The sequence below is a fragment of the Streptomyces sp. DSM 42067 genome, assembly GCF_055792885.1.
This window is the reverse complement of the sequence record NZ_CM147706.1, coordinates 5,667,550-5,693,584: the sequence shown is the minus strand read 5'-3', so window position 1 is coordinate 5,693,584 and position 26,035 is coordinate 5,667,550. Positions and strand designations below refer to the sequence as shown.

Genomic DNA, 26,035 nt, shown 5'->3' with positions numbered 1-26,035 from the left:
GAGACTGTTTTGTCATGGCACAGCAAGCGACGTCGGCTCAGACGCCACGGCTGGGAAGGGCGATCGGCCCGGAGCCGTCCGCCGTGGGCGGTGTGGTGTTGCTGCTGCCCGGGGGTGACGAGGTCTCCACGCGCCGTCCGTCCCCGCTCGCCGCGTCGTCGGCGCGCGCCTTGGGGCGGCGTCTCACACGCGACGGGCGTGAACACGGGCTGGCGGCGCACGTGGTGCACTACCGGTACCGCGGCTGGAACGGCAGCGAGGCGCATCTCGCGCGCGACACCTCATGGGCGGCGGACGAGGTCGTACGGCGCTACGGCGACGTACCGGTCTGCCTCGTCGGCGTGGACATGGGCGGCCGCGCCGCCCTGCACGCGGGCGGGCACCCGGCCGTCGACTCCGTGCTGGCGATCGCACCCTGGCTGCCCGAGGACGATGTCGCCGCGGCTCCCGAACCGGTGCAGCAGCTGGCGGGGCGGCGGGTGATGATCGTGCACGGCACCAACGACGAGCGTACGGACCCCGAGTTGTCGTTCCGGCTCGCGGCCCGGGTGAAGAAGAGCAACCGCGACATCTGCCGGTTCGAGGTGCACTCCGACGGGCACGGGCTCCATCAGTACTGGGCCGAAGTCCTCGCTCTCGCTTCGGACTTCGTGCTCGGCACTCTCTTCGGACGCGACTTCGCACGCCCGGTCGCGGACGCACTGGCGGCTCCGCCGCCACTGGGGTTGCGGATGCCGTTGGCGGCGGGGTTCGGGGGGACGGGGCGACGCTAGCGCCTCCGGCGATGGCGGTTCGCCACCTGCCGGTGGGTGGGTCGGGGTGTACGCGTCTGCGGGTCCGCTCCGGTTCGCCACCTGCCGGTGGGTGGGTCGGGGTGTACGCGTCTGCGGGTCCGCTCCGGTTCGCCACCTGCCGGTGGCCGGGTCGGGGCCGCGCCGGGATGTACTCCCCCAGCGCCTTAAGGGCCTGGGGGAGGGTGGGCACAACCCCACGACGTGCGGTGCCCTCGCGCCGTACCCGGACCCCGGCGGGGTGACCCACCCCAGCCGGCTCAGTCCGGCAGAAGGTGACCCCGGCGCGACAGCAGGAAGCGTTTGAAGGCCGCCACCGGCGGGGTGTCGGGGATTCCCGCGCGCCACGCCACGCCGATCTCGCGCGCCGCGCGAGGCGCGGTGACCGTGAGTTCGGCGACCCCCGGGCGCGGCACCGCCGGCGGCGGCAGCAGCGCCACGCCGAGCCCGGCGGCGACGAGGCCGCGGAGGGTCTCGGCCTCCTCGCCCTCGAAGGCGATGCGCGGACGGAAGCCGGCCTGCCGGCACAGGTCGTCGGTGATGCGGCGCAGCCCGTACCCCGGCTCCAGGGTCACGAAGGCCTCCTCGGCCGCCTCGGCGAGCCGGACGCGCTTGCGCGAGGCGAGGCGATGGTCGTCGGGCACGACCAGCCGCAGCCGCTGTTCGTCGAGACGGCGCGCGACCAGGTCGGGGGCGTCGGGGACCGGTGAGGTCAGACAGAGGTCCAACTCGCCTGCGCGGAGGCGCTCGATCATGGCCTCGCCGTAGTTCTGGACGAGGCTGAACCGCACGCGAGGGTGATCGACACGGAAGGCACGGATGAGCTCGGGCACGGTTTCGAAACCCATGGTGTGCAGGAAGCCGAAGGCGACCTTGCCGGACGCCGGGTCGACGTCCGCCCGTACCTCCTCGGCGGCGCGCTCGACCTCGGCGAGCGCCCGCTCGACCGAGGTGAGGAAGGTGCGGCCCGCGGGCGTCAGCGACACCGTGCGGCCATGGCGCGCGAACAGGTCGACGCCCAGGTCCTGTTCGAGCCGTACGAGGGCCCGGGACAGGGTCGACTGCGGCACCTGCATCTCCTGCGCGGCCCGCGTGACGTGCTCGGTACGGGCGACGCCTGCGAAGTAGGCGAGGCGCGGCGCGAGTATCGCCGCAATGTCTTGCGTGTCACCGGACGGTGACAGTCGCGCCTGTGACCTCTGCTCATGCTCCATGGGATCGATTATGGCGATTCCATGCATTGGACGCATGAATGCAGGTGGTCGTACGTTCGGGGCATGCCTCCTGCCAGTACCAAGGCGTCCACCACCGTGGACGCCCGCCCTGCCGCCTCTGCCTCCGACTCGCGTATGACCCCGGGTGGTCCCGGCTACCGCCGGATGAGCCTCGCCCTGTTCCTGGCCGGCGTCGCGACGTTCGCCCTCCTCTACTCCACGCAAGCCCTGCTGCCGCTCATTTCCGACGACTTCGGCGTGAGCGCGAGCTCGGCCAGCTGGACGGTTTCCGCGGCTACGGGCGCGCTGGCGCTGTGCGTACTGCCGATGTCCGCGCTGTCGGAGCGTTTCGGGCGGCGGACGCTGATGACGGCGTCGCTCACGGTCGCGGTGACGGTCGCGCTGCTGGTGCCCTTCGCGCCCTCGGTCGGCGCGCTGATCGCGCTGCGCGCCGTTCAGGGCGCCGCGCTCGCCGGGCTTCCGGCGTCCGCGATGGCGTACCTGGCGGAGGAGGTGCGTCCCAAGGCGCTGGTGGCCGCCGTCGGTCTGTTCGTCGCGGGCAACAGCATCGGCGGCATGAGCGGCCGGGTCATCACCGGCTGGGTCGCGCAGGAGTGGGGCTGGCGTGTCGCCCTCGGTGCGATCGGCGTGATCGCCGTGGTGTGCGCGGTGCTGTTCCGGGCGCTGCTGCCGACGCAGCGCCATTTCAAGGCGGGCACGCTGAACCCGAAGGCCCTGGCGCGCACGGTCCGCGGCCACCTGGCGAATCCGCTGCTGTGCCGCCTGTACGCGATCGGCGCGCTGTTCATGACGGTGTTCGGCGGGGTCTACACGGTGATCGGATACCGGCTGACGGACGCGCCCTTCTCGCTTCCGCAGGGCATCATCGGCTCGATCTTCCTGGTGTATCTGGTGGGTACGGTCTCGGCGTCCGCGGCCGGACAGCTGGTGGCCCGGCTGGGGCGGCGCGGGGCGCTGTACCTGGCGGGCGGCACCACGGCCGTGGGCCTGCTGCTGTCGCTCGCCGACGCGCTGCCGCTGGTCCTGCTGGGCCTGATCCTGATCACCGCGGGCTTCTTCGCGGGCCACGCGGTCGCGTCCTCGGCGGTGAGCCACACGGCGACCCACGGCCGGGCGCAGGCCTCGGCGCTCTACCAGTCCGCGTACTACGTGGGCTCCAGCGCGGGCAGCACGCTGGGCGCGGTCGCCTTCCACGCCGGCGGCTGGTTCGGGACCGTGGCGCTCGGACTGCTCGCGGTGGGCGGTGTCGTGACGATCACGGTCGCCGGAACGCTGGCCGCGCGGCACGCCCGGCTGGTCGCGGTGCCTGCGCGGCCCTGAGGTCGCCGGTCACGTCTCGTACTGACGCGCACCCCGCGTACCGCCGACTAGCGGTGCGCGGGGTGCGGCGTGAGGATCGGGGCATGGGAGGTGCCAGTATCGCGGCCCGGCCCTCATCCGTACGCGGAAACGGCGGGTCTGGGCCGATTGTCAGTGGGGTCCTGTAGCTTCCGGAATGCTGGCGCCGCACAGGCGACGGAGAAGCCACAGGGGTGGGTTCCATGAGTGACAGCACAGCGACGACGACGGATCTGGACGCCCGGCTGGAGCAGTACCGGGTCGAGTTGACGGGGTACTGCTACCGGATGCTCGGTTCCTCCTTCGAGGCCGAGGACGCGGTGCAGGACACGATGGTGCGCGCCTGGCGGAGCTACGACCGGTTCGAGGGCCGCTCGTCCCTGCGCTCGTGGCTGTACCGCATCGCGACGAACGTATGCCTGGACATGCTGAACGCGGGCAACCGCCGGGCCCGCCCCATGGATCTGACGGAGGCCACGCCGCTGGCGCAGGCGGCGCTCAATCCGCGCCCGGACCACACCTGGCTGGAGCCGATGCCGGACGGGCGCGTGCTGCCGCAGGTCAGCGACCCGGCGGAGGCCGCGGTGGCCAAGGAGTCGGTGCGTCTCGCGTTCATGGCGGCCCTGCAGCAACTGCCGCCGAAGCAGCGGGCCGTGCTGATCCTGCGCGAGGTGCTCGCCTGGAAGGCGAATGAGGTCGCCGAGCTGCTCGGCACCTCGGTCGCCTCGGTCAACAGCGCGCTGCAGCGGGCGCGAGCGACCCTGGCCGAGAGCGGCGGCTCGCTGGACACGGCGACCGCCGACCCGCTGGACGAGGAGCAGCGCAAGCTCCTGGACCGCTATGTGGCGGCCTTCGAGGGGTACGACATGGCGGCGCTGACGGCCCTGCTGCACGAGGACGCGGTGATGACGATGCCGCCGTTCGACCTGTGGCTGCGTGGGCACGGGGACATCACCGGCTTTATGACCACGCTGGGCGCGGCCTGCGAGGGCTCCCGGCTGCTGCCGGTCACCGCCAACGGCACGCCTGCGTTCGCGCAGTACAAGCCGGACCCTGACGGGAAGGGCTTCGTTCCCTGGGCGGTGCAGGTCATCGAGATATCAGAGGGGCGGATCACCGGGTTCCACTGCTTCCTGGACACGGCGCGGTGGTTCCCGCTGTTCGGGATGCCGCTCCATCTCGAGCCGTAGTCCGGCGAGGTGGAGCAGCTCCCGCAGCCGCGGGGTCGGGTTGCGGATCCGGATCCGGCCGCCTGCCCGGCGCGCGGCGAGTTCCAGCCGGGCCAGCAGGTCGACGGCGGCGAGCCCTGGCGCGGCCAGCGCCGCGGCGTCGCATACGACGACGTCCGCGCCGCCGGCCAGCAGCTGCGCCCGTACGTGCTCGCACAGCCGGAGCACTTCGGCGCGGCCGGCGGTGCTGGGCAGGACCAGGGGTGCGGGTGTCGGAGCGTCCACGGTCGGTAGACCGGGCGTGAGCGGAGAACTCATCGCGAGCGACGACCCCGCGCGGTGGCGCGCGCTCCGGCTCAGCTGCTCCGGCTCAGGTATCCGGCTCAGGCAATACGTCCCAGCACGATCGGCGACGGGGTGAAGTCCGTGTCGGCCGCCGCGATGTCGTACGCCCCCTCCAGCGACTCGAGCGCGTACGCGAACCGCTCCGGCGTGTCCGTGTGGAGGGTGAGAAGGGGCTGGCCCTCGGTGACGGTGTCGCCCGGCTTGGCGTGGAGTTCGATGCCGGCCGCGGCCTGGACCGGGTCCTCCTTGCGGGCGCGGCCCGCGCCGAGGCGCCAGGCGGCCACGCCGACGCCGTATGCGTCGAGGCGGGTCAGTACGCCGGACGAGGGCGCCGTCACGATGTGCTGCTCGCGGGATGTGGGCAGCGGCGCGTCCGGGTCGCCGTCCTGCGCGGCGATCATGCGGCGCCATACGTCCATGGCTGAGCCGTCCTCCAGCGCCCTCGCAGGGTCGGCGTCCGGCAGTCCGGCCGCGTCCAGCATCTCGCGGGCCAGGGCCAGGGTGAGTTCCACGACGTCCGCGGGGCCGCCGCCCGCCAGGACCTCGACCGACTCGCGGACCTCGAGGGCGTTGCCCGCGGTCAGGCCGAGCGGGGTGGACATGTCGGTGAGCAGCGCGACCGTCTTGACGCCGTGGTCGGTGCCAAGGCCGACCATGGTGGAGGCGAGTTCGCGGGCGTCCTCGATCGTCTTCATGAAGGCGCCCGTGCCGGCCTTCACGTCGAGCACCAGCGAGCCGGTGCCCTCCGCGATCTTCTTCGACATGATCGACGAGGCGATCAGCGGGATCGCCTCGACCGTGCCGGTCACGTCCCGCAGGGCGTACAGCTTCTTGTCGGCGGGGGCCAGGCCGTCGCCCGCCGCGCAGATCACGGCCCCGGTCGTGTCGAGGACGTTCAGCATCTCCTCGTTGGAGAGCAGGGCGCGCCAGCCCGGGATCGACTCCAGCTTGTCGAGCGTGCCGCCGGTGTGGCCGAGGCCGCGGCCGGACAGCTGCGGGACGGCGGCGCCGCAGGCGGCGACCAGCGGGGCCAGCGGCAGCGTGATCTTGTCGCCTACTCCGCCCGTGGAGTGCTTGTCCGCCGTGGGGCGGGTGAGCTTCGAGAAGTCCATGCGCTCGCCGGAGGCGATCATGGCGGCGGTCCAGCGGGCGATCTCGCGCCGGTTCATGCCGTTGAGGAGGATGGCCATCGCCAGCGCCGACATCTGCTCGTCGGCGACCTCGCCGCGGGTGTAGGCGTCGATGACCCAGTCGATCTGGGCGTCGGTGAGTTCGCCTCGGTCGCGCTTGGTGCGGATGACGGAGATGGCGTCCATGGGGGTTCCTTCCGGTTGTTCTTCCGGTGGTGCGGGTGGCGGTTGGCGGTTTGTCTTCCCCCACCCCGCCCCTTCCCGTAACCAGGGGCGCTGCCCCTGGACCCCGTTGATCGGCGGCTCCGCCGCCTCGTCCTCAAACGCCGGACGGGCTGGATTTTTCAGCCCGTCCGGCGCTTGAGGACGAGCCCGTCAGGGCGATCGGGGGTCTGGGGGCGGAGCCCCCAGTTTCGGGAAGGGGCGGGGCAGGGGAGGAAAACCGCCTACGTAAGCCGCTCCGGCCCGAACGCCTGCGGCAGCACCGCCGACAGGGGCAGGACCCCCTGCGGGGTCTCAAGGAGCAGTTCGGGCCCGCCGAACTCGAAGAGCAGCTGGCGGCAGCGCCCGCACGGCATCAGGATGTCGCCCTTGCCGTCGACGCAGGTGAAGTGCGTCAGCCGCCCCCCACCGGTCATCTGCAGCTGCGAGACCAGCCCGCATTCGGCGCACAGCCCGAGGCCGTACGAAGCGTTCTCGACGTTGCAGCCGGTCACGGTCCGGCCGTCGTCGGCCAGGGCCGCGGCGCCGACCGGGAAGCCCGAGTAGGGGGCGTACGCGCGGGACATGGCGTCCCGCGCGGCCTCCCGCAGGGCCTCCCAGTCGACGTCGGCGTCCTGGACGGCGCCGCCTACGGAGCTCACTTGCCCTGACCCTTCCGGTACGGCAGGCCGTCCGCCTTCGGCATCCGCAGTCGTTGCGCCGACAGTGCGAGCACGAGCAGCGTGATGACGTACGGCGTGGCGGAGACGACCTGGTTGGGCACCTCGTTGGTGACGGAGTACCAAGTGAACACCATGGCACCGACGACGAGGGTGATCACGGCCGGGACGTACTTCTTCCGCAGCGTCAGCCACAGCCAGCCGACCACCAGCAGGATGGCGCCGAGCAGCAGCAGCGCGTGGACGTTCTCGGAGCCGCCGCGCAGGTTGAGGCTGTCGGTGTAGCCGAAGAGGCCGGCGCCCAGGGCGAGTCCGCCGGGCATCCAGTTGCCGAAGATCATCGCGGCGAGGCCGATGTAGCCGCGGCCGCTGGTCTGGCCCTCCAGATAGAAGGGGTTGGCGACGATGGAGAGGAACACGCCGCCGAGTCCGGCCAGGCCGCCGGAGATGATCACGGCCAGGTACTTGTACTTGTAGACGTTGACGCCGAGCGACTCGGCCGCGACCGGGTTCTCGCCGCAGGACCGCAGGCGCAGACCGAAGGCGGTGCGCCACAGGATCCACCAGGTGGCGGGGATCAGCGCGACGGCGAGCAGGGTCAGCCAGGAGACGTTGGTGACCAGGCCACCGAGGAGCCCCGCGATGTCCGAGACGAAGAACCAGCCCTTGGCGTTGAGTTCTTGAAGCGCGTCGGAGAGTCCTGGCACCGTGAAGTCGCCGAGGGACTGCACCGGCGGGGACTGCTTGGAGGAGCCGCCCTGGACGCCCTCGAAAGCGAGCGGGGCGAGGTAGCGGGTGGCGCCGAGCGCGAGGATGTTGATGGCCACACCGGAGACGATGTGGTTGACGTTGAAGGTGACGGTGACGATCGCGTGGAGCAGGCCGCCGAGCGCGCCGCCGATGATGCCGACCAGGACGCCGGTCCACGGGCCCCACTGGTAGCCGGCCCAGGCACCGAACCAGGTGCCGAGGATCATCATGCCTTCGAGGCCGATGTTGACGACGCCCGCGCGCTCGGCCCACAGGCCGCCGAGGCCCGCCAAGCCGATCGGTACGGCCAGCTGGAGCGCGGTGGACATCTGGCTGACGTTGGTGATGCCGTCGGCGCCGGTGATGATGCGGACGATCGAGGTCAGCGCGAGGGCGCCCGCGATCACCAGCAGAAGGACGGGGAGCGACAGCTTGCGGCCGGCCGGTGCGGCGGAGCCCAGCGAGGGCTGGTTGACAGCGGTTGCCGTGGTCATCGGCCAGCCACCTCCTTCTCGGTGTTGTTGTCAGAGGAGGCGCCGAGGACAAGGCCCGCGGCGAGCTCCGCGCCGACGCGGCGCTGCTGGCGGCGCAGGCCCCAGGTGCGTACGGCCTCGTACGAGACGACGACCGCGAGCACGATCAGGCCCTGCATGATGACCGCGATCTCCTTGTCGTAGGGAACGGGAGCGAACTCCAGTTCCGGCGACGCCTTGTCGAGCCAGGCGATCAGGAGGGCGGCGAAGGCGATACCGACCGGGTTGTTGCGGCCGAGCAGGGCGATGGTGATGCCCGTGAAGCCGAGGGTGGTCGGGAAGGTGGCGCTGTAGGTGTGCGAGGCGCCGAGCAGGATCGGCAGGCCCGCGAGGCCGGCCATGCCGCCGGAGACCAGCATGGCGGTGAGGACCATGCGCCCCGGGTCGACACCGCTGGCCGCGGCGGCGGTCTCCGACGCGCCCGAGGCGCGCAGGTCGAAGCCGAAGCGGGTGCGGTTGAGGACGACCCAGTAGCCGATGCCGAGGAGGACGGCGACGATCGTGAAGCCGTAGATCTCTCCGGCGGGACCCATGTCGATGCCGGGCACCCAGCCGGACTTCGCCATCTCGCCGGTGGTGTTGTTGTTGCCGACCTTGACGCCGAAGACGCTGGGCAGCCACAGGTACGCGATGACGGAGGTCGCGATCGCGTTGAGCATGATCGTCGCGACGACCTCGCTGACGCCGCGGGTGACCTTCAGGACACCCGCGATGCCCGACCAGAACGCACCGGTGAGGACCGCGGTCAGCACCAGCAGCGGAATCTGCAGGACCGCCGGCAGCCCGATGTGGGTGCCGACGATCGCGGCCGCCATGGCGGCGAGCTGGTACTGGCCGTCCACGCCGATGTTGAACAGGTTCATCCGGAAGCCGATGGCCACCGCGAGCGCCGCCAGGTAGTACATCCCGGCCTGGTTGATGATCAGGACCTGGATGTCGGAGTACGTGGCCTGCTCGAACATCAGCTGGTACGGCTCGACCGGGTTCTTGCCCGACGCGACCAGCACGATCGAGGTCAGGGCCACGGCCACGACGAGCGCGATGACCGGTCCGGCCACGGCGAGGAGCACCCGCTCCTTGTCGAACTTCTTCATCAGCGGGCCTCGTCTTCCGGGGCGTCTGCCGTGGTCTTCGCCGGAGCTGCCGGGGTCTTCGCCGGCGGGTCTGCCGGGGTCTCTTCGTGTTCGAGGTGGCCGGAGGCGGCGCCGGTCATGGCCGAGCCGAGCTCCTCCGGGGTGATGGTGGCCGGGTCGGCGTCGGCGACCAGCCCCCCGTTGTAGATCACCCGGAGGGTGTCGGAGAGGCCGATCAGCTCGTCCAGGTCCGCGGAGATCAGCAGCACGGCGAGGCCTTCGCGGCGGGCCTCCCGTATCTGGTCCCAGATCTGGGCCTGCGCGCCGACGTCCACGCCTCGGGTGGGGTGGGCGGCGATCAGGAAGCGCGGCTTGTGGCTCATCTCGCGGCCGACGATCAGCTTCTGCTGGTTTCCGCCGGACAGGGAAGCGGCGGTGACGTCGATGCCGGGGGTACGGACGTCGTACTCCTCGACGATCCGGCGGGTGTCGGCCTGGGCGGCCTTCGGGTCCAGCCAGATGCCGCGCGCGTTGGGCCTCTCGGTGACGTGGCCGAGGATGCGGTTCTCCCAGAGGGGCGCCTCGAGGAGCAGGCCATGGCGGTGGCGGTCCTCGGGGATGTAGCCGACGCCCTGCTCGCGGCGCTTACGCGTGGGCCAGGCGGTGATCTCGTCCTCGGCCAGCGTGATGGTGCCGGAGTCGGCGTGCCGGAGGCCGATGAGCGCCTCGATCAGCTCGGTCTGGCCGTTGCCCTCGACACCGGCCAGGCCCAGGACCTCGCCCGCGTGGATGGTGAAGCTGATGTCGTCGAGCAGCGCCTTGCCGCCGTCGGCGACCAGGCGCAGGTCCTTGACGGTCACGACCGGGCGGTCGGTGACCGTGGACTCGCTGGTCTCGGGCGTGGGCAGCTCGCTGCCGACCATGAGTTCGGCGAGCTGGCGCGGGGTGGTCTCGGAGGGGACGGCGGTGCCGACGGTCGTACCGCGGCGGATGACCGTGATCTCGTCGGCGACCGAGAGCACCTCGCCCAGTTTGTGGGAGATGAAGATGACCGACAGGCCCTCGGACTTGAGCTCGCGCAGGTTGGCGAAGAGCGCGTCGACCTCCTGCGGCACGAGGACCGCGGTGGGCTCGTCGAGGATCAGGGTGCGGGCGCCGCGGTAGAGGACCTTGAGGATCTCCACGCGCTGCCGGTCGGCGACGCCGAGGTTCTCGACGAGGACGTCGGGGCGTACGCCGAGGCCGTACCGCTCGGATATCTCCGATATCTTCCGGCGCGCCCTGGAGCCGATGCCGTACAGCTTCTCGCTGCCCAGGACCACGTTCTCCAGGACGGTGAGGTTGTCGGCGAGCATGAAGTGCTGGTGGACCATGCCGATGCCGCGGGCGATGGCGTCGGCCGGCGACGAGAAGGCGACCTGCTCGCCGTCGATCGCGATGGTGCCCTCGTCCGGCTTCTGCATGCCGTAGAGGATCTTCATCAGCGTCGACTTGCCGGCGCCGTTCTCGCCGACGAGGGCGTGGACGGTGCCCTTGCGGACGGTGAGGTGGATGTCATGGTTGGCCACGACGCCGGGGAATCGCTTCGTGATCCCGGCGAGTTCGACGGCGGTCACCTGACCGCCCGCCGCGTCTGCCGGAGGGCTGCTGGACGCGTTGATGGCGCACTCTCCTGTAGAAGGGGGTCGTCTACGCGTGTAGCGCCCCTACGGCATCGGAAGGGGCGATGCTCCGCGACAACGGGGTACAGGGAGTCAGACTCCCCGCACCCCGTTGAGCGGACGTAACCCCGCGGTTACTGGCTGCTCGTCGTCTTGCTGTGTCAGCCGGCCGTTGACCTGTCAACCGGTCGGTGACCGTGTCAGCTGGTCGGTGACCGTGTCAGCTGGTCTTGACCTTGATCTCGCCGCTGATGATCTTGTCCTTGGCCGTCTCGATGGCCTCCTGGAGCTCGGTGTCGCTCTTGAACTCCGGGTTGGAGTCCGCGAGGCCGACCTCACCGGACTTCAGATCGCCCCTGACGATACCGGTCTCGGGCTTGCCGTCCTCGACCGACTTCGCAAGGTTGTACACCGCCTTCGCGACGTCCTTCGTCGCGGAGGTGAGGATGTACTTCTTGTACTTGCTGAGGGCTTCCTGCGCGTACTGGTCGGAGTCGACGCCGATCGCCCACACCTTGTTCGCCGCGGCGGCCTCGATCACGCCCTGGCCGGAGAGACCGGCCGCCTGGTAGACGACGTCGGCCTTCTTCTCGATCTGGCCCTCGGCGGCCGTCTTGCCCTTGTCGGGGCTGGAGAAGCCACCCTCCTCGGCGGTCTGCGTCAGGTACTGCGACAGAACCTTGACCTTCGGGTTCGTGTCCTCGACGCCCTGCTTGAAGCCCGCCTCGAACTTGTGGATGAGCGGGATGTCCACACCGCCCACGAAGCCGACGACATCCGACTTGGTCGCCTTCGCGGCGGCGACACCGGCGAGGTACGAGGCCTCCTCCTCGGAGAAGACCAGGTCCGCGACGTTGTCCGCCTCGATCGTGGAGTCGTCCACGATGCCGAAGGTGGTGTCGGGGTACTTGGCCGCGGCCTCCTTGACGGCGGTCGCGTACGCGTAGCCGACGCCGATCACCGGGTTGTAGCCCTGCTTGGCCAGCGACGCCAGGCGCTGGGCCTTGTCGGCGTCGGTCTCGCCCTCGGTGGGCTCCATGTCGGCGGTCTTGTAGCCGAACTCGTTCTTCGCCTTCTCCAGGCCCGCGTACGCCGCGTCGTTGAAGGACTGGTCGCCCTTGCCGCCGACGTCGTACGCGATGGCAAGGCCCTTGTCGCCCTTCGACTCCGACGAGCCGGCGGAGGTCGAGGTGCCGCCACAGGCGGAGAGAGCGAGGGCGAGAGAGGCGGTCGCAGCGCCCGCGACCGCGATGCGGGAAACCCGGCGCATGTGTTGTGCTCCTGTCGTACAAGCGCCTGGCGGTACAGCTGTGGCGCTAACTCCGCCGCAGAGTAACGCGCGTAGACCTACGAGAAAACCCCTTCTGTCCACCTTGTTATGCGCCCGTGCCCAAGCCGGGCGGATGAAGGTGCGCGGCCCTGCCCGAGCCGTGCGAAGACAAGGGCGGGCGGGCGTCGAGGACGCCCGCCCGCCGCATGTGACTTCGGCCACGACAGGTGGTCAGGTCACTCGGTCTTGACCTTGATGGAGCCGTCGATGATGCCCGCCTTGGCCTTGGCCACGGCGTCGGCGAGACCGTCGATCTCCTTGAACTTCGGGTTGCTCTCGGCGAGGCCGACGCCGTCCACCTTCAGGTCGAAGGTCTGCACGCCGGTCAGCGGCTTGGCGTCCTCGACGGACTTGGCGAGCGCGTACACCGCGCCGCCGACGTCCTTGAGCGCGGAGGTCAGGATGTAGTCCTTGTACTTGGCGAGGGCCGCCTGCTCGTACTGGTCGGAGTCGACGCCGATCGCCCACACCTTGGCGGCGGCAGCGGCCTCGATCACGCCCTGGCCGGACAGGCCGGCCGCCTGGTAGACGACGTCCGCCTTCTTCTCGATCTGACCCTCGGCGGCGGCCTTGCCCTTGTCGGGGCTGGAGAAGCCACCCTCCTCGGCGGTCTGCGTCAGGTACTGCGACAGAACCTTGACCTTGGAGTTGGTGTCCTCGACGCCCTGCTTGAAGCCCGCCTCGAACTTGTGGATGAGCGGAATGTCCACACCGCCCACGAAGCCGACGGTGTTCGTCTTGGTCGCCTTCGCGGCGGTGACACCGGCGAGGTACGAGGCCTCCTGCTCCGCGAAGACCAGGGACGCCACGTTGTCTGCCTCGACGACCGAGTCCACGATGCCGAAGGTGGTTTCCGGGTACTTCTTGGCGGCCTTCTCCATGGCAGGCCCGTAGGCGAAGCCGACGCCGATGACCGGGTTGTAGCCCTGCTTGGCCAGCGCCGCCAAGCGCTGCTCCTTGTCAGCGTCGGTCTCGCCCTCGGTGGGCTCCTTGTCGGCGGTCTCGTAGCCGAACTCGCTCTTCGCCTTCTCCAGGCCCGCGTAGGCGGCGTCGTTGAACGACTGGTCGCCCTTGCCGCCGATGTCGTAGGCGATGGCGAGGCCCTTGTTGCTGTCCTTGCTGTCGCTCGTGTCCGCCTGGTCGCTGGTGCTGCCACAGGCGGTGGCGGCGAGTGCGAGCGACGCGATCCCCACCGCGGCCCGGGTCAGTTTGGATATCCGCATCTGAAGTTCCCCATTCTCCAAAGCCCCGCGTGGGTGCTCAGTTCGGCGCACATTAACGCGCGTAGACACTCCAGGGAATGGGGTTCCTTGAGGCCGTTATCCATTCGTGCCGATGACCGGTTACACCCCTGTGAACCATGGGATCGAAAGGTGCGCTTAGGACACGACCCTCACGCTGCGCATACAGCTGTATGCATTTGCGTGAGGGTCAGGCAGGGGCGTACGGCGGCGTGTGGAGCCCGGCCGGAACGCGCCGTGTGGAGCCCGCCCGAACGGTTCCGGACGGTCCCGAACCACCGCGGATCCCGAACCACCGCGGATCACATCCCGGCTTCCAGCAGCGCGGCCGCCGTGAAGAGTTCGACGCCGACGGTGATCGCCGACTCGTCGGCGTCGAAGTCGCCCTGGTGCAGATCGCGGATGCCGCGCTCACCGGGCGTACGCACGCCGAGCCGGGCCATGGCGCCCGGCACCTTCTCCAGGTACCAGGAGAAGTCCTCGCCGCCGAGGCTCTGCTCGGTGTCCTCGATCGAGGACACTCCTCGGCGCGCGCTCATGGCGTCCCGCAGCAGCTCGGTCACCTCGGGGTCGTTGACGACGGGGGGCACTCCGCGGATGTAGTTGATCACCGACTTGGCCCGGTGGAGTCCGGCGATCTCGTCGATCGCGGCGTGCACCAGGTCGGGCGCCTGTCGCCAGGCGTCCAGGTCGAGGCAGCGCACGGTGCCGGACAGCTCGGCGTGCTGCGGGATGACGTTGCACGTGTGGCCGGATTCGATACGGCCCCAGGTCACGGCAAGACCCGAGCGCGCGTCGACCCGGCGGGCGATCAGCCCGGGCACCTCGGTGACAACCTTGGCGGTCGCGGTGACGAGGTCGGTCGTCAGGTGCGGGCGGGCCGTGTGGCCGCCCGGTCCGTCGAGGGAGATCTCCAGCCGGTCGCAGGCGGAGGTGATCGGGCCGTGCCGCAGCCCGATGCGCCCCGCGTCCACCTTCGGGTCGCAGTGCACGGCGATGATCTTTCCGACGCCGTCCAGGACGCCCGACTCGATCGCGTCGGCGGCGCCGCCGGGCAGTACCTCCTCGGCGGGCTGGAAGATCAGCCGTACGGGATGCGGAAGCCGGCCCTGGCGGTCCAGCTCGGCGAGGACGAGGCCCGCCCCCAGCACCACGGTGGTGTGCACGTCGTGGCCGCAGGCGTGGGCCCGGTCGGGAACGGTCGAGCGGTAGGCGCAGCTGCTCTTGGTGTCCGGGATGGGCAGCGCGTCGATGTCGGCACGCAGCGCGAGCATGGGGCGCACGGTGTCCCGTTCCGGGAGGTTGCCGCCGCCGACGTCGCATACGAGGCCCGTCCCCGTGTCGAGGACGCGCGGCCGCAGCCCGGCCTGCTCGAGGCGGGCCTTGATCGCCGCGGTGGTACGGAACTCCTGGTTGCCGAGCTCGGGATGCATGTGCAGGTCACGACGGAAGGCGATCAGCTCGGTGCGCAGTTCGTCGGGCAGCGCACCTGCCAGGGCATCCGCCGCGGGCTCGGCTCCGGAGGCGTCGGACTCGCGGGACGTCAGTTGCTTCACCCTTTGAAGGGTAGGGCGAATCGGGGGCGGACCGAACTCCGATCAACAAAACTTCAGCCCGATTGAGGTAAGAAATCCGGCCGGGATGTGCATGCGCGCCGCCGCGGCTGGGTAAAAAATGAGGTTTCCGCCGGGCCGGTGTGGCGCCCTGCGGGCCTCACTGGTCCTCGCCCGCCTCCCCGTTCTCGGCCTCGGTCTCGGCCTCGGGCGGCATGACGAACCCTGAGGTGTCCAGCTCGAAGTCGAACGGCGCCGGCACGTGGAGCGACCGCCCGAAGGGCACGTTGGTCCGCGACCGGTACCCCTTCGGCGACGGATCCCAGAACGCGCTGATCTCCTGGGCCTGCATGTCGAGCACGAGATACACAGGCACGACTCGCCCGTACGTGTCCAGCTTGTCCAGCCAGTCGACGTCCTTGGTCGACTCGGAGGTCAGCTCGGCGACGAGGGAGAGCGCGGTGCCGTCGGCATGACGGCCTTCGGCTTCGAAGGCGGTCTCGTCTGCGACGTGCAGGTCGGGACCGAAGGCGCGCCCGGACTCGGGGAAGGCGAAGAGGACGGGTGCGACGTCGACGTCGTGCCCCTCCGGGGCGTGGAACTCCAGCTGGCGGCGCAGCGCTCGCATGGCACGCAGATGGCGCGGCTCCCACCACGGCGACACGACGATCTTTCCCCGGATGAGCTCGGCCTTGTAACCGTCAGGCGTTTCCAGTTCCTCGATGATCCGGAGCAATTCCCCGAAGTCTCCGGACACCGGACCCGCTGTGAATTTCGGCCGCTCGATCATGGCGGTCACCGCGGTCCTCCACTGACTACGGGGGCATGTCGCTGCCGCCACGGTAGCGTCGGGAGCGGTACACGGCTGGGTGAGCTCGAACCACAGCAGCTTCCCTCCCTGCCCATACGGGTCGTCCCCGAGTGGGAAGCCACCCCACTCGTCGGCCCACTGCCGTACGAAGCCCAAGCCCCGACCTCCGTCCGCTTCCGGCGGGACCGGGGACGGCGCGCCCGGGCGCCCGGACGGGCGGTCGAAGGGAGCGGGGATGTGCGGGCTGGTGTCCCACACGCTCACTCGGACGCCTCGCGCGGATGTGGCGCGAAGCCGCAGGGCAGCCGGGCCGTCCGTGTGCCGGTAGGCGTTCGTGACCAGTTCGGATGTCAACAGTTCAGCGATGTCGAGCAGTTCTCCCATCCCGTACGCCGGGAGGACGGCCCGCAACGTCATGCGCGCGATGCGCGGTGTGCGGGGGTCGTGGGGCAAGTGAAGGGCGTAGGACCAGGCTTGTGGCGGCGCGGGCGAGGATACGGTGACCATGACGCCTCCTTGAGGGCGGGACTTGGTTCGCTTCGACGGCCCTGTTCCTGCGGTGGCATGCCATGTGCGTGGTGCGCTTCCGGCTTATGAAGCAGGGCAGTTGGGCGGCTTGAGTCACACCGTAGACTGCAATCCCTGAAGGTTTTGCAGAACGAAGCAAAACCTTCAGGGATTGCCCTCGTGTGGGTGACCACCGCACCACGGGTACGAAATGGAGCGAGGACATGGCACCGAGGACTGCCCCATCAGCGCGCCGTCTGCGCATCGGCGTGGAACTGCGTCGTCTGCGCGAGCGCTCGGGCATGACCGCTGTTGAGGCAGCTCGCGCGCTGGGCACCACCCAGGCCCAAATCAGCAACATTGAGGCCAACCGCTTCGGGGTGAGCGCCGACCGTGTACGCACCCTGGCCCACATCTATGGCTGCGCTGACCAGCCCTTGGTCGACGCCTTGGCCGACATGGCGGCTGACCGCACTCGCGGCTGGTGGGAGGAGTACCGCGACACACTCCCCGCCCGCCTCCTGGACCTGGCGGAGATGGAGCACCACGCGAGTGCCCTGCGCGTGGCTCAGGTCATCAACATCCCCGGTCTGCTCCAGACACCTGAGCATGCCCGCGCGCTATTCCGGGAGGTGGTTCCGGCCTTGCGCCCGCACGAGATCGAACACCGTGTCTCGCACCGCATCAAACGCCAGGCGGTTGTGTACCGAGAGGACCCGCCGCCGTACACCGCGATCATCCACGAGGCAGCGCTCCGCATGCAGTTCGGCGGGAGGGACGTGGCGCGCGCACAGCTCACCCACCTCACCGAACTCGGTGACATGCCCTCAGTCATTCTCCGGGTTATCCCCTTCGACGGAACGTCGTTCCCCACGACTGGTCATGGCGTGGACTACGCCCACGGCCCGGTGCCCACCCTTGACACAGTTCAGCTCGACACGGCTCATGGCAGCGAACTCGTCGATGCAATGGGGCAGTTGGAGAAATACCGACTCGTCCTCGACCGCATGGAGAGGGTTGCCCTCAAGCCGGACGCATCCCGAGACCTTATTCGCCGCATCACCCGAGACACCTGAGAGGCAACTCGTGACCTCCTTGAACTGGCAGAAGTCCACCCACAGCGAAGAAGGCTCCTCCTGTGTCTACATCGCCGCCGCTCCGGACGGGACGATCCGCCTCCGCGAGAGCGACGAGCCGGAAGTCATCCTGCTGGCCACCCGTGCCCAACTCGGCACCCTCATAGCAGCCATCAAGGCTGGCACGACGCACTGAAGGCGCGGCAAGCGCGGCAAAACCGATTGATCGTCATCCGCGCCCCTGGCTAGCCTTGCCCGCCATGACGACGGCCCAAAACTCCGCCGAGTGGCGCGCGGCCAACCGTGCCAACTGGGACGAGCGCGTACCGATCCACGTTGCCGGCCCCTACTACGACCTTCCCGGCTTCGTCGCCGGCAAGGACACACTCCGAGCTTTCGAGCTCGCCGAGGTCGGCGTCGTCAGCGGCAAGACCCTGCTCCACCTCCAGTGCCACATCGGGCTTGACACGCTGTCCTGGGCCAGGCGCGGAGCCACCGTCACCGGCCTCGACTTCTCGGCGCCTGCCGTGGACGTGGCCCGCGGCCTGGCCGCACAGATCGGTGCCGACACCGCCCGGTTCGTCACCGCCGACGTGTACGACGCCGTCCACGCACTTGACGCGCAGACCTTCGACATCGTCTACACCGGCTTCGGCGCGCTCTGCTGGCTCCCGGACATCGCCCGGTGGGCGCAGACGGCGGCCGCGCTCGTCGCGCCGGGTGGATTCCTCTACCTGGCCGAGTTCCATCCCTTCGCCGACGTCCTCGCCGAAGACGGCCGGACCGTCGAGAACGACTACTTCCAACGCGACCCGATCGTCGTGGATGCGCCTGGCACCTATGCCGACCCGAGCGCGGTGACCACGGCAACCCTGACGGTCGAATGGCTGCACGGCATCGGCGACGTCGTCAGCGCCCTGGCCGCCGCCGGCCTTCGCCTGGAGTTCCTCCACGAGCACGACAGCGGCCACTTCCGATTCCCCGCAGGACTACGCGTCCCGCAGGTGTACTCGCTCTGTGCGGCGAAGGTGGAGTAGGGGAACGGCCTTGGGGACCAGTGGAACAGCCAGTATCGGTGAGAACGATCATGGTCGTGTGCTGGGCATCACGGCGTCCGCGCGTGGCTGGGGGACGTCCGCGTTCTGGAGTGTGGTGAAGTCGGCGCGGGCCTGCTCGATGGCCTCGGGGTACGCCTCGCGCTTGGCGTGCTCGGCGAGCGCTCGGTAGACGCTGGCTACCGAAGGGTTCTGCCCCTTGCGCTTGCCGGTGGGGATGATCAGGTCGGGCTGGATCTGCTCGACGGACTCGCCGCCCGCGCGGCGCCGCAGCACGGTGTGGAGCATGTCGTCGGTGATGACGGGCGGCCGGCCGCCGTGCTTGCCCTTGCGGGCTGCGGTGTCGAGCCCTTCCAACGTCGACTCGCGGATGTTCTCCCGCTCTGTCTCCGCCATCGCGGCGAAGAAGCCGAACAAGAGCTTGCCCGGCCCGGTGGGGTCGTAGATGCCGGGCAGGGGGCCTGCGAGCATCTCCAGCACCAGGCCGTGCTCGGTCAGGTGATCGGCGAGGGCCGTGAGCTCTGCGGCATCGCGTCCCAGCCTTTTCATCTCGTAGACCGTGAACAGGACCCGGCAGTGTGGCGCGTGCGCCTTGATCTCCCGGGCGGTCTTCAGCGCCTCTTCGAACTGGGGGCGGACACTGACTTCTTGGAGCCGCTGGCACAGGCGGCGTTTGCCACGCACATGGCCCTCGACCACATCAGCGCCCTGGCCGGGCCGATGGGGGAGGACGCCGAGCTCCGGCCCGCCCGCGTGGAAGACCTCGCCTTCCAGGGCGACCATCTGCGGCGGCAGGCCCACGCCCTGTGGGCGGCCGTGGAAGACACGCAGGTGGTGGTGGCCCGTACGGCCCAGCGGCGCGCGGAGATGGCCGACGAGGAAGCGTCCGTCGAATCCGCGGAGTTGACGGTACGGCTCCCGGGCGGTAAAACCGTCACCGTCCGCCTTGCGCCAGCGGGGGCCGCAGATCGACACCCCGGATGGATCACCGGGAAGAACGAGACCACCACGGGCACCGCCGACAGCATCGAACAACTGGAGCTGGAGGCCACGTTGCGCACTCTGGCTACCCTGCTGGGCCCGCACCTCTACGACGCGGAAGACGACTGCGACCCAACTCCACCTGACAGCCCCCATTTTGCGACGTTCAGGTAGCTTTCCCCTTTTGGTCAAACAGATAACTGAATGAGGAAGATCGTGGTAGAGAAAGCTTCCGCCGGAGCGTCGGATGTCGTGGTCACCGGACTCGGAGCGGTCACGCCGCTGGGCGCCAACGTCACCTCCAGCTGGCAGGGCATGCTGGAAGGCCGGTCAGGAGCCCGGGTTTTGAACGAACCGTGGGCCCATGAGTTGCCGGTGCGGATCGCCGCACCCGCGGCCGTGGACCCCGCGGCAGCCCTCCCGCCCGCGCAGGCGCGCCGGATGGACCGCGTCACGCAGCTGGCGCTGATGGCCGTACACGAAGCCTGGGCGGACGCCGGCCTCGATACCGCTACGGAGCTGGACACCGAGCGGCTCTCGGTCGCGGTCTCCTCCACCATCGGCGCACAGACCATGCTCGCTGCGCATCAGACGCTCCAGACCAAGGGCTGGAAGCACATGTCGCCCTACGCGGTGCCCTCCCTGCTGCCCAACAGCTCGGCGGCGCAGATAGCCATCCAGTACGGCGCCCAGGGCAGTGCCCATGCGCCGGTGAGCGCCTGTGCCTCGGGGACCGAGGCCATCGGGCTGGCGGCGGACATGATTCGCTTGGGCCGGGCCGACGTCGTGATCGCCGGCGGCGCCGAGGCACCGATCCACCCGTTCGGCCTGGGCGGGTTCGCCGCCATGCGTGCCCTTTCCCGACGTAACGACGACCCGCAGGGTGCCTCCCGCCCTTTCGCCAAGAGCCGGGACGGTTTCCTGCTCGGCGAGGGCGCGGGCATCGTGATCCTTGAGTCGCAGGCCCATGCCCGCGCCCGCGGTGCCCGGGTCTACGGCCGGATCCTCGGTATCGGAATGTCTGTCGACGGGCACCGCATCGCCCAGCCGCAGCCCGAGGGACTCGGTGCGGCCAAAGCCATCACCCGGGCGCTCGCCGACGCCGGCCTGTCGGTCACCGACATCGCCCATGTCAACGCCCACGCCACCTCCACACCGGCCGGAGACCTCGCCGAAGCCCGCGCCCTACATCGTGTGTGCGGCGCCCACACCGACCAGATCGCCGTCTCGGCTCCCAAGTCCATGATCGGACACCTGCAGAGCGGCTCCGGCCCCGTCGAGGCGATCACCACCCTGCTGGCCCTCTACCACCGCGTCGTGCCCCCGACCCTCAACGCAGAAGAGACCGACGACGCAATCGGCTTGGACATAGTGACCGGATCACCGCGCCAACTTCCTCAAGGACCACTGGCGGCCCTGAGCAACTCATTCGGCTTCGGCGGCCATAACGCCACCTTGGTCCTCGCTTCCTGAACGGCCTCGCCCGCGGGTGATAGATCTGCCCATGACCAGCAGGTTGCGACCGTGGCTCTTTGAGCGAACACCCGTACGCAAAAGATCACTTGTGCTAATGGATCACGGAAAGCCGACCAAGATCGATCTCACCGATACCCGCTGTTCCATTGGTCCCCCAGGCCGGGGAAGACGGGGCGGTTCACCGAAGCGCCGGTGCGGGTGTGGGTGCCCCACCGTATGCTCCTGAGCCAAAGGCCAAGCTCAGGCGGTGTGCGCCACCGCCGACAACCGGTGCACGTCCCGAGCCGTGCCCGTGACCCCGGACAGGAACCCCTGGGCTCGGGGCGAGGCGTGGTCGGTGAGCCAGGCCGGGTCGATGTCACAGACGGCCACCTTCACCTCCGTGCCCGCGAGTGCCAGCGGCAGGGTGTGCACGACCGTCGACGGGAAGCTCAGGATCGTACGGCCGATCGGGCCACGGCGGGCTATCAGTTCCAGGGGCAGGTCCGGGCGGACCACCTCGAGGCCCGTTTCGACCGCCAGCCGGTGGAGTTTCTCGGAGCTTTCGCGGCGGTGGGCGAAGTACCTGGTGGCGCCGTGGGTGCGGGCGAGGGATGCGACCGCCTCCAGGTAGCGGTCGGGGTCCACCACGCCCGTCTCGACCAGGGATGTGCCCACCAGGTCGGCGCCCTTGGTTATCCGGGGCGGGCCGAAGCGGGAGCGGGTCCACGCGAAGTCGTTCGCTGTGATGCGGACGCCCTCGGGGACGGTCTCCATCGGCATGGAGGAGAACACCTCGACCGTCCGTTTGCCGCCCGGAGTGAGGCGGCGGCGCGCCGATGCGGACACCGGGGCGAAGACGATGTCGCGCGCCCCCGGACGCCCGCCGCGCCGGTGCCAGCGCACCAGGCGCTCGCCGCGGGCCAGCTGGGAGATGAACTCCATGGTGGCCGTGCCGTCGTCGACGACGACCAGGTCGCGGGCGCGCGTGATGGTCAGCAGGAGCTGTACGTAGCGGGAGAACGGGTCGCCGATGACGACCCGGCGGGCCACCCGCAGGAGCGGGGTGAGCCCGCCGATGGTCTGGAAGGGCGCGGCCGGGCCGCCCCGTGCCTCCTCCCAGCGGACCTGGTAGCCCTCTTTGCGGGCGAGTTCCGCCATGCGGCGCAGCTGGCCGCGGGTCATGGGATCGGTGGGCGACAGGACGACGAGGGTGAGCTCGCCCGGGGTGAGGGGGGTGCGGGCCTCTGCGGCGCTGTCGGCCTGCTCCCCGGCCGGGTCGGCGGCGGCCTCGTGCCGTGTCCGTACGGACGGCGGCACGGCGCTCTCCGCATGCTCCTGCGCGGCCCTGGGCGCGACTATGTGCGCCCACTCCAGGACGTTGAGGAGCTGTACGGGGCTCTCGACGAAGGCGAGGGTGGAGCCGGCCGCCGACCCGGTTCGGGGAGTCATCTGCCGTGTACCGCTCAGACGCCGACCGGCTCGCCGGCGGCGGCGGCGATCTCGGCCTCGGCGACGACGCCCTGGACGCGGCGGAGCTTCTTCATCGGGCCGAGCTCCGACTCGTAGACCTTCTTGACGCCGTCACCGAGGGAGGCCTCGATGGTGCGGATGTCGCGGACCAGGCGCTGCAGGCCGCCCGGCTCCACGGAGGCCGCCTGGTCGGAGCCCCACATCGCGCGGTCCAGCGTGATGTGGCGCTCCACGAAGGTGGCGCCCAGCGCGACCGCCGCCAGCGTGGTCTGCAGGCCCGTCTCGTGGCCGGAGTAGCCGATCGGCACGTTCGGGTACTCGGCCTGGAGCGTGTTGATGACGCGGAGGTTCAGCTCCTCGGCCTTCGCCGGGTACGTCGACGTGGCGTGGCAGAGCAGGATGTTGTCGCTGCCCAGGACCTCGACCGCGTGGCGGATCTGCTTCGGCGTCGACATGCCCGTGGAGAGGATGATCGTGCGGTTCGTGGCGCGCAGGGCGCGGAGGAGCTCGTCGTCGGTCAGGGACGCGGACGCGACCTTGTGGGCCGGGACGTCGAACTTCTCCAGGAAGGCGACGGCCTCGGTGTCCCACGGGGAGGCGAACCAGGCGATGCCCTTCTCCTTGCAGTACTCGTCGATCTGGCGGTACTCGTCCTCGCCGAATTCGACGCGGTGCCGGTAGTCGATGTACGTCATCCGGCCCCAGGGGGTGTCGCGCTCGATGTCCCACTGGTCGCGCGGGGTGCAGATCTCCGGGGTCCGCTTCTGGAACTTGACCGCGTCGCAGCCGGCCTCGGCGGCCGCGTCGATCAGCTTGAAGGCGTTGTCCAGGTCACCGTTGTGGTTGATGCCGATCTCGCCGGTGATGTAGACGGGCTGACCCGGTCCGGCGGTCTTCGAACCGAAGGTGCGCAGGCGGGAGTTGGAGCTCATGGCAGGAATTTCCTTACTTGTCGAGGGAGTCGAGAGAAGGGCCGAGGATCCAGCTGGCGATCTCTCGGATCGCGCCGTCACCGCCGGGGAGGGTGGTGACCGCGCGTGCGGCGCCGCGCACGACGTCGTGGGCGCTCGCGACCGCCACGGGCCAGCCGACGAGGGCGAAGCACGGGAGGTCGTTGACGTCGTTGCCGACGTAGAGCACGCGCTCAGGCGCGATGCCCTGCTCCTCGCACCACTGCTTGAGTGCGAGGTCTTTCCGGTCGATGCCGTGCAGGACCGGGAGCTTGAGCTTCCTGGCCCGGGCGGCGACGACCGGGTTCTGCTCCGTGGACAGGATCAGCATCGTCAGGCCGCTCCTGCGGAGGGCGGCGATGCCGAGGCCGTCTCCGCGGTGCACGGAGACGAATTCGCGTCCTTCGGAGTCGATCAGCACCCTGTCGTCGGTCTGGGTGCCGTCGAAGTCGAGTACGACCGCGTCGATGTCGGCGGCGGTCGGGAGGGCGCCCGGGCGGTCCGCGTCGAAGAGCGGTGCGAGTGCGCGGGCGCGGGCGAGGTCGTGCGGGTCGTCGACCTCGAGGACACGCGCGGGGTCGGTGCGTACGAGCTCGGTGTGCCCGAAGAACCGGTGGTTGTGCTTGCGGAAGCCCGCGGCGTCCATCGCGTAGGCGGCGCCGGTCTCCAGCAGGTCCTGGGGGCGGTCCTGGCGGCGGGGGCGGAAGGACTTGTCGTGGTTGACGCCGTAGCCGCCCGCGGTGGCGGATGACTCCCCGCCATCCGCCGGAGCTTCGTCCGCCCCGTCCCGCCAGATGAAGCCGTGGAACGGCGCCACCGTCACCGCGGTGTCGGCCCCGTTCTCCACGACCGCGGCCGCCACCCCTTCGATGTCCTCGCGGATCAGGAACGGGCTCGTGCACTGCACCAGCAGGACCACGTCCACCGCCGCGCCGTGCAGGGCCTCGTGGGTGTCCATCGCGTGCAGGACCGCGGCCTCGCTGGTGGCCGTGTCACCGGCGATGGCGGCCGGGCGCAGCACCACTTCGGCACCCGCCTCGCGGGCACAGGCCGCTATGGCGGCGTCGTCCGTGGACACCACGACGTCCGTGACGAGCCGGGTGGCGCGGCACTCGCGGACGGCGCGGGCCACCAGGGGCACGCCGCCGACCGGAGCGAGGTTCTTGGCGGGCACGCCCTTGGAGCCGCCGCGTGCGGGGATCACCGCGAGCACCCGGCGTACTGGCGCCGCCGTGCCCGCTTCGGGGTGCGTCATGGGAGAGGTCTCCTCGGTTCCTTGGGGTGCGTGGTCTTCGTGGGCGGTCACAGTCCGCCGTGCGACGGGGCGGTCACAGCTCGCCCATGCGCCGGATCACGGGCGCCACTCGCTGCACTCCGTGGCGGTAGGCGCCTCGGGCGACGCGGCGCACGATCCGCCGCACCCGGCCCGGCTCCTTGTCGGACACGGGGGCTCCGGGCAGCGGGGTGCCGTCCGGCCCGAGGTGGTGGCGGGCGAGGATGCGCGGCAGATAGCCGGGGGCGGTGACCGGTGTGTAGTACGGCTGAAGGGGTGGGAGCTCGGCCGAATCGAGCAGCGTCGCGATGCGCTCGCGAGCGGCGTCGAAGGCCGTCTCGTACGCCCCGTCGGCGGCGACGCCCTGCCGGGCGACCCACTTCTCGTCGGTCACGGGCTGGTGGCCGGAGTCGAGCTGGTCCCAGGAGGCGAGGCACCCGGAGCCGGTGAAGTGGTGGTTGCCGAGCGCCTCGCGCACGCCCAGGTCGGTGAGGATGACCGTGGGGATGCGGCGGTGCAGGGCCTCCAGCGCTGCCGTGGAGCTGACGGTGACCAGCAGGTCGGTGCGGTCGAGGACCTCGCCCATGTGCCCGTAGACGAGGCGGCAGTTGGCGGGCAGTCCGCCGGGGAGCCGCTGGGCGAGCTTCTGGTAGGGCAGTTCCTCGATGTGCGTGGTGTGCTCGCCGGGCTTGGAACGCAGCTTGAGCAGGACCTCGCGGTCCGGGTGCAGGCGTGCGTGCTCGGCGAGGCGGCGCAGCAGATAGGTACGGTCGGCGGCGGTATCGGGCACGGAGGGCTGGGCGGCGAAGACGACGGTGTACGGGGCGTCCTTGTCGTCCTGGCCCTTCTTCTCGTACGGCTTGCCGCCGAGGAACGGCAGTGCGGTCTCCACGACGGACGACGCGTCGGCGCCCACGCCCTCGTACACGGCGCGGAAGCGCTCCGCGTCATGGCGGGAGTTGGCGAGGACGAGGTCGGCGCCGTGTCGCAGCAGCAGGCCGTCGGCGAGCTTCTCGTAGACGACGCCGACATAGCCGGTGACGACGACGGGGCGCTTCGTGTGTCCCTTCCAGGCGCGGGCGAGTCCGTGCAGCATCGCCTGGACGGCTCCGCCGACGAGGGCGAGTACGACGACGTCGTATTCGGCGCGGTCCCGCTCCATTTCCCGCAGGAATTCGACGGCCGTGACTTCCCGCAGGTCGTCCGCGCGCACTCCGACTTCCCGCAACTGGCGGGCGGTCGGGGTGGCACGCCCCCGCAGCAGGAAACCGCTCAGCCGACTGTCCGGAACGGTACGGTTCGCGGTGAGCGCGCCCCATTTCCACCGGGTGTCGGAATCGGCGAGTACGGCAACCCGCGGGGACTTCGTCGAAGTACTTACTGGCACGTCGACGACGCTAGGAAGGCATTCCGAGCCGCCGCCC

24 protein-coding genes are annotated in these 26,035 nt (G+C 70.1%); 8 read left to right on the top strand and 16 right to left on the bottom strand.

Annotated elements, in window-relative coordinates:
* Window positions 1-14: 14 nt before the first annotated feature.
* A complete protein-coding gene (locus tag ACSMXV_RS26045) occupies window positions 15-773 on the top strand; it encodes an alpha/beta hydrolase (protein ID WP_473173655.1) in 759 nt (252 codons plus the stop codon).
* 278 nt (window positions 774-1,051) lie between these two features.
* On the opposite strand, the gene ACSMXV_RS26040 is transcribed toward ACSMXV_RS26045, so the two are convergent.
* Entirely contained in the window at window positions 1,052-2,005 is a 954-nt protein-coding gene (locus ACSMXV_RS26040) for a LysR family transcriptional regulator (RefSeq protein ID WP_473173654.1), read from the bottom strand.
* A 63-nt stretch (window positions 2,006-2,068) separates the two neighbouring features.
* Here ACSMXV_RS26040 and ACSMXV_RS26035 point away from each other — a divergent pair, with 63 nt between their 5' ends.
* Both ACSMXV_RS26035 and ACSMXV_RS26030 read left to right on the top strand, forming a co-directional pair.
* Window positions 2,069-3,346, top strand: a complete 1,278-nt coding sequence (locus tag ACSMXV_RS26035) for an MFS transporter (RefSeq protein ID WP_473173653.1) — start codon at window positions 2,069-2,071, stop codon at window positions 3,344-3,346.
* A 221-nt stretch (window positions 3,347-3,567) separates the two neighbouring features.
* Entirely contained in the window at window positions 3,568-4,554 is a 987-nt protein-coding gene (locus ACSMXV_RS26030) for a sigma-70 family RNA polymerase sigma factor (protein WP_473173652.1), read from the top strand.
* On the opposite strand, the gene ACSMXV_RS26025 is transcribed toward ACSMXV_RS26030, so the two are convergent.
* The 10 genes from ACSMXV_RS26025 to ACSMXV_RS25980 form a co-directional block, all read right to left on the bottom strand.
* Window positions 4,465-4,851: an STAS domain-containing protein gene (locus ACSMXV_RS26025; RefSeq protein ID WP_473173651.1), complete on the bottom strand. Its 387-nt coding sequence runs from the start codon at window positions 4,849-4,851 to the stop codon at window positions 4,465-4,467. The genes ACSMXV_RS26030 and ACSMXV_RS26025 overlap by 90 nt on opposite strands.
* Before the next feature lie 65 nt (window positions 4,852-4,916).
* Window positions 4,917-6,194, bottom strand: a complete 1,278-nt coding sequence (locus ACSMXV_RS26020) for a thymidine phosphorylase (RefSeq protein WP_473173650.1) — start codon at window positions 6,192-6,194, stop codon at window positions 4,917-4,919.
* A gap of 260 nt (window positions 6,195-6,454) precedes the next feature.
* Window positions 6,455-6,871, bottom strand: coding sequence for a cytidine deaminase (locus ACSMXV_RS26015; RefSeq protein ID WP_473173649.1), 417 nt, complete (start codon window positions 6,869-6,871; stop codon window positions 6,455-6,457).
* Window positions 6,868-8,133 (bottom strand): ABC transporter permease, encoded by a 1,266-nt coding sequence (locus ACSMXV_RS26010; RefSeq protein ID WP_473173648.1) that lies wholly within the window; start codon window positions 8,131-8,133, stop codon window positions 6,868-6,870. Before ACSMXV_RS26010 ends, ACSMXV_RS26015 begins: the two co-directional genes overlap by 4 nt.
* A complete protein-coding gene (locus ACSMXV_RS26005) occupies window positions 8,130-9,266 on the bottom strand; it encodes an ABC transporter permease (protein WP_473173647.1) in 1,137 nt (378 codons plus the stop codon). The genes ACSMXV_RS26010 and ACSMXV_RS26005 overlap by 4 nt, the downstream gene beginning before the upstream one ends.
* A complete protein-coding gene (locus ACSMXV_RS26000) occupies window positions 9,266-10,861 on the bottom strand; it encodes an ABC transporter ATP-binding protein (protein ID WP_473173646.1) in 1,596 nt (531 codons plus the stop codon). Before ACSMXV_RS26000 ends, ACSMXV_RS26005 begins: the two co-directional genes overlap by 1 nt.
* A 265-nt stretch (window positions 10,862-11,126) precedes the next feature.
* Entirely contained in the window at window positions 11,127-12,176 is a 1,050-nt protein-coding gene (locus ACSMXV_RS25995; RefSeq protein ID WP_473173645.1) for a BMP family lipoprotein, read from the bottom strand.
* A 236-nt stretch (window positions 12,177-12,412) separates the two neighbouring features.
* Window positions 12,413-13,459, bottom strand: a complete 1,047-nt coding sequence (locus tag ACSMXV_RS25990) for a BMP family lipoprotein (RefSeq protein ID WP_473173644.1) — start codon at window positions 13,457-13,459, stop codon at window positions 12,413-12,415.
* Between the two features lie 320 nt (window positions 13,460-13,779).
* Window positions 13,780-15,033 (bottom strand): amidohydrolase, encoded by a 1,254-nt coding sequence (locus ACSMXV_RS25985; protein WP_473173643.1) that lies wholly within the window; start codon window positions 15,031-15,033, stop codon window positions 13,780-13,782.
* A gap of 157 nt (window positions 15,034-15,190) precedes the next feature.
* Window positions 15,191-16,348 (bottom strand): Uma2 family endonuclease, encoded by a 1,158-nt coding sequence (locus ACSMXV_RS25980; RefSeq protein WP_473173642.1) that lies wholly within the window; start codon window positions 16,346-16,348, stop codon window positions 15,191-15,193.
* Window positions 16,349-16,572: 224 nt separating this feature from the next.
* Here ACSMXV_RS25980 and ACSMXV_RS25975 point away from each other — a divergent pair, with 224 nt between their 5' ends.
* The 3 genes from ACSMXV_RS25975 to ACSMXV_RS25965 all read left to right on the top strand — a co-directional run bounded on the left by ACSMXV_RS25975 (window position 16,573) and on the right by ACSMXV_RS25965 (window position 18,461).
* The gene (locus tag ACSMXV_RS25975; RefSeq protein WP_473173641.1) at window positions 16,573-17,424 is read left to right on the top strand and encodes a helix-turn-helix domain-containing protein; all 852 of its coding nucleotides are present in this window, start codon (window positions 16,573-16,575) and stop codon (window positions 17,422-17,424) included.
* Window positions 17,425-17,434: 10 nt separating this feature from the next.
* Window positions 17,435-17,620 (top strand): DUF397 domain-containing protein, encoded by a 186-nt coding sequence (locus ACSMXV_RS25970; RefSeq protein WP_473173640.1) that lies wholly within the window; start codon window positions 17,435-17,437, stop codon window positions 17,618-17,620.
* A gap of 64 nt (window positions 17,621-17,684) precedes the next feature.
* Window positions 17,685-18,461, top strand: coding sequence for a class I SAM-dependent methyltransferase (locus ACSMXV_RS25965; protein WP_473173639.1), 777 nt, complete (start codon window positions 17,685-17,687; stop codon window positions 18,459-18,461).
* A 48-nt stretch (window positions 18,462-18,509) separates the two neighbouring features.
* On the opposite strand, the gene ACSMXV_RS25960 is transcribed toward ACSMXV_RS25965, so the two are convergent.
* Window positions 18,510-19,163 (bottom strand): recombinase family protein, encoded by a 654-nt coding sequence (locus tag ACSMXV_RS25960; RefSeq protein WP_473173638.1) that lies wholly within the window; start codon window positions 19,161-19,163, stop codon window positions 18,510-18,512.
* On the opposite strand from ACSMXV_RS25960, the gene ACSMXV_RS25955 reads away from it, so the two are divergent.
* Entirely contained in the window at window positions 19,065-19,634 is a 570-nt protein-coding gene (locus ACSMXV_RS25955; protein ID WP_473179240.1) for a hypothetical protein, read from the top strand. The genes ACSMXV_RS25960 and ACSMXV_RS25955 overlap by 99 nt on opposite strands.
* A 42-nt stretch (window positions 19,635-19,676) precedes the next feature.
* Window positions 19,677-20,933: a beta-ketoacyl-[acyl-carrier-protein] synthase family protein gene (locus tag ACSMXV_RS25950; protein WP_473173637.1), complete on the top strand. Its 1,257-nt coding sequence runs from the start codon at window positions 19,677-19,679 to the stop codon at window positions 20,931-20,933.
* 243 nt (window positions 20,934-21,176) lie between these two features.
* Here ACSMXV_RS25950 and ACSMXV_RS25945 read toward each other — a convergent pair whose 3' ends face one another.
* The 4 genes from ACSMXV_RS25945 to ACSMXV_RS25930 form a co-directional block, all read right to left on the bottom strand.
* Window positions 21,177-22,367, bottom strand: coding sequence for a hypothetical protein (locus ACSMXV_RS25945; protein WP_473173636.1), 1,191 nt, complete (start codon window positions 22,365-22,367; stop codon window positions 21,177-21,179).
* A 14-nt stretch (window positions 22,368-22,381) separates the two neighbouring features.
* Complete coding sequence (locus ACSMXV_RS25940) at window positions 22,382-23,320, bottom strand: N-acetylneuraminate synthase family protein (protein WP_473173635.1); 939 nt, start codon at window positions 23,318-23,320, stop codon at window positions 22,382-22,384.
* Between the two features lie 13 nt (window positions 23,321-23,333).
* Window positions 23,334-24,593 carry a cytidylyltransferase domain-containing protein gene (locus ACSMXV_RS25935; RefSeq protein ID WP_473173634.1) on the bottom strand — a complete coding sequence of 420 codons (1,260 nt, stop codon included), beginning with the start codon at window positions 24,591-24,593 and terminating at the stop codon, window positions 23,334-23,336.
* A gap of 73 nt (window positions 24,594-24,666) precedes the next feature.
* Window positions 24,667-25,998, bottom strand: coding sequence for a DUF6716 putative glycosyltransferase (locus tag ACSMXV_RS25930; protein WP_473173633.1), 1,332 nt, complete (start codon window positions 25,996-25,998; stop codon window positions 24,667-24,669).
* Window positions 25,999-26,035 lie beyond the last annotated feature (37 nt).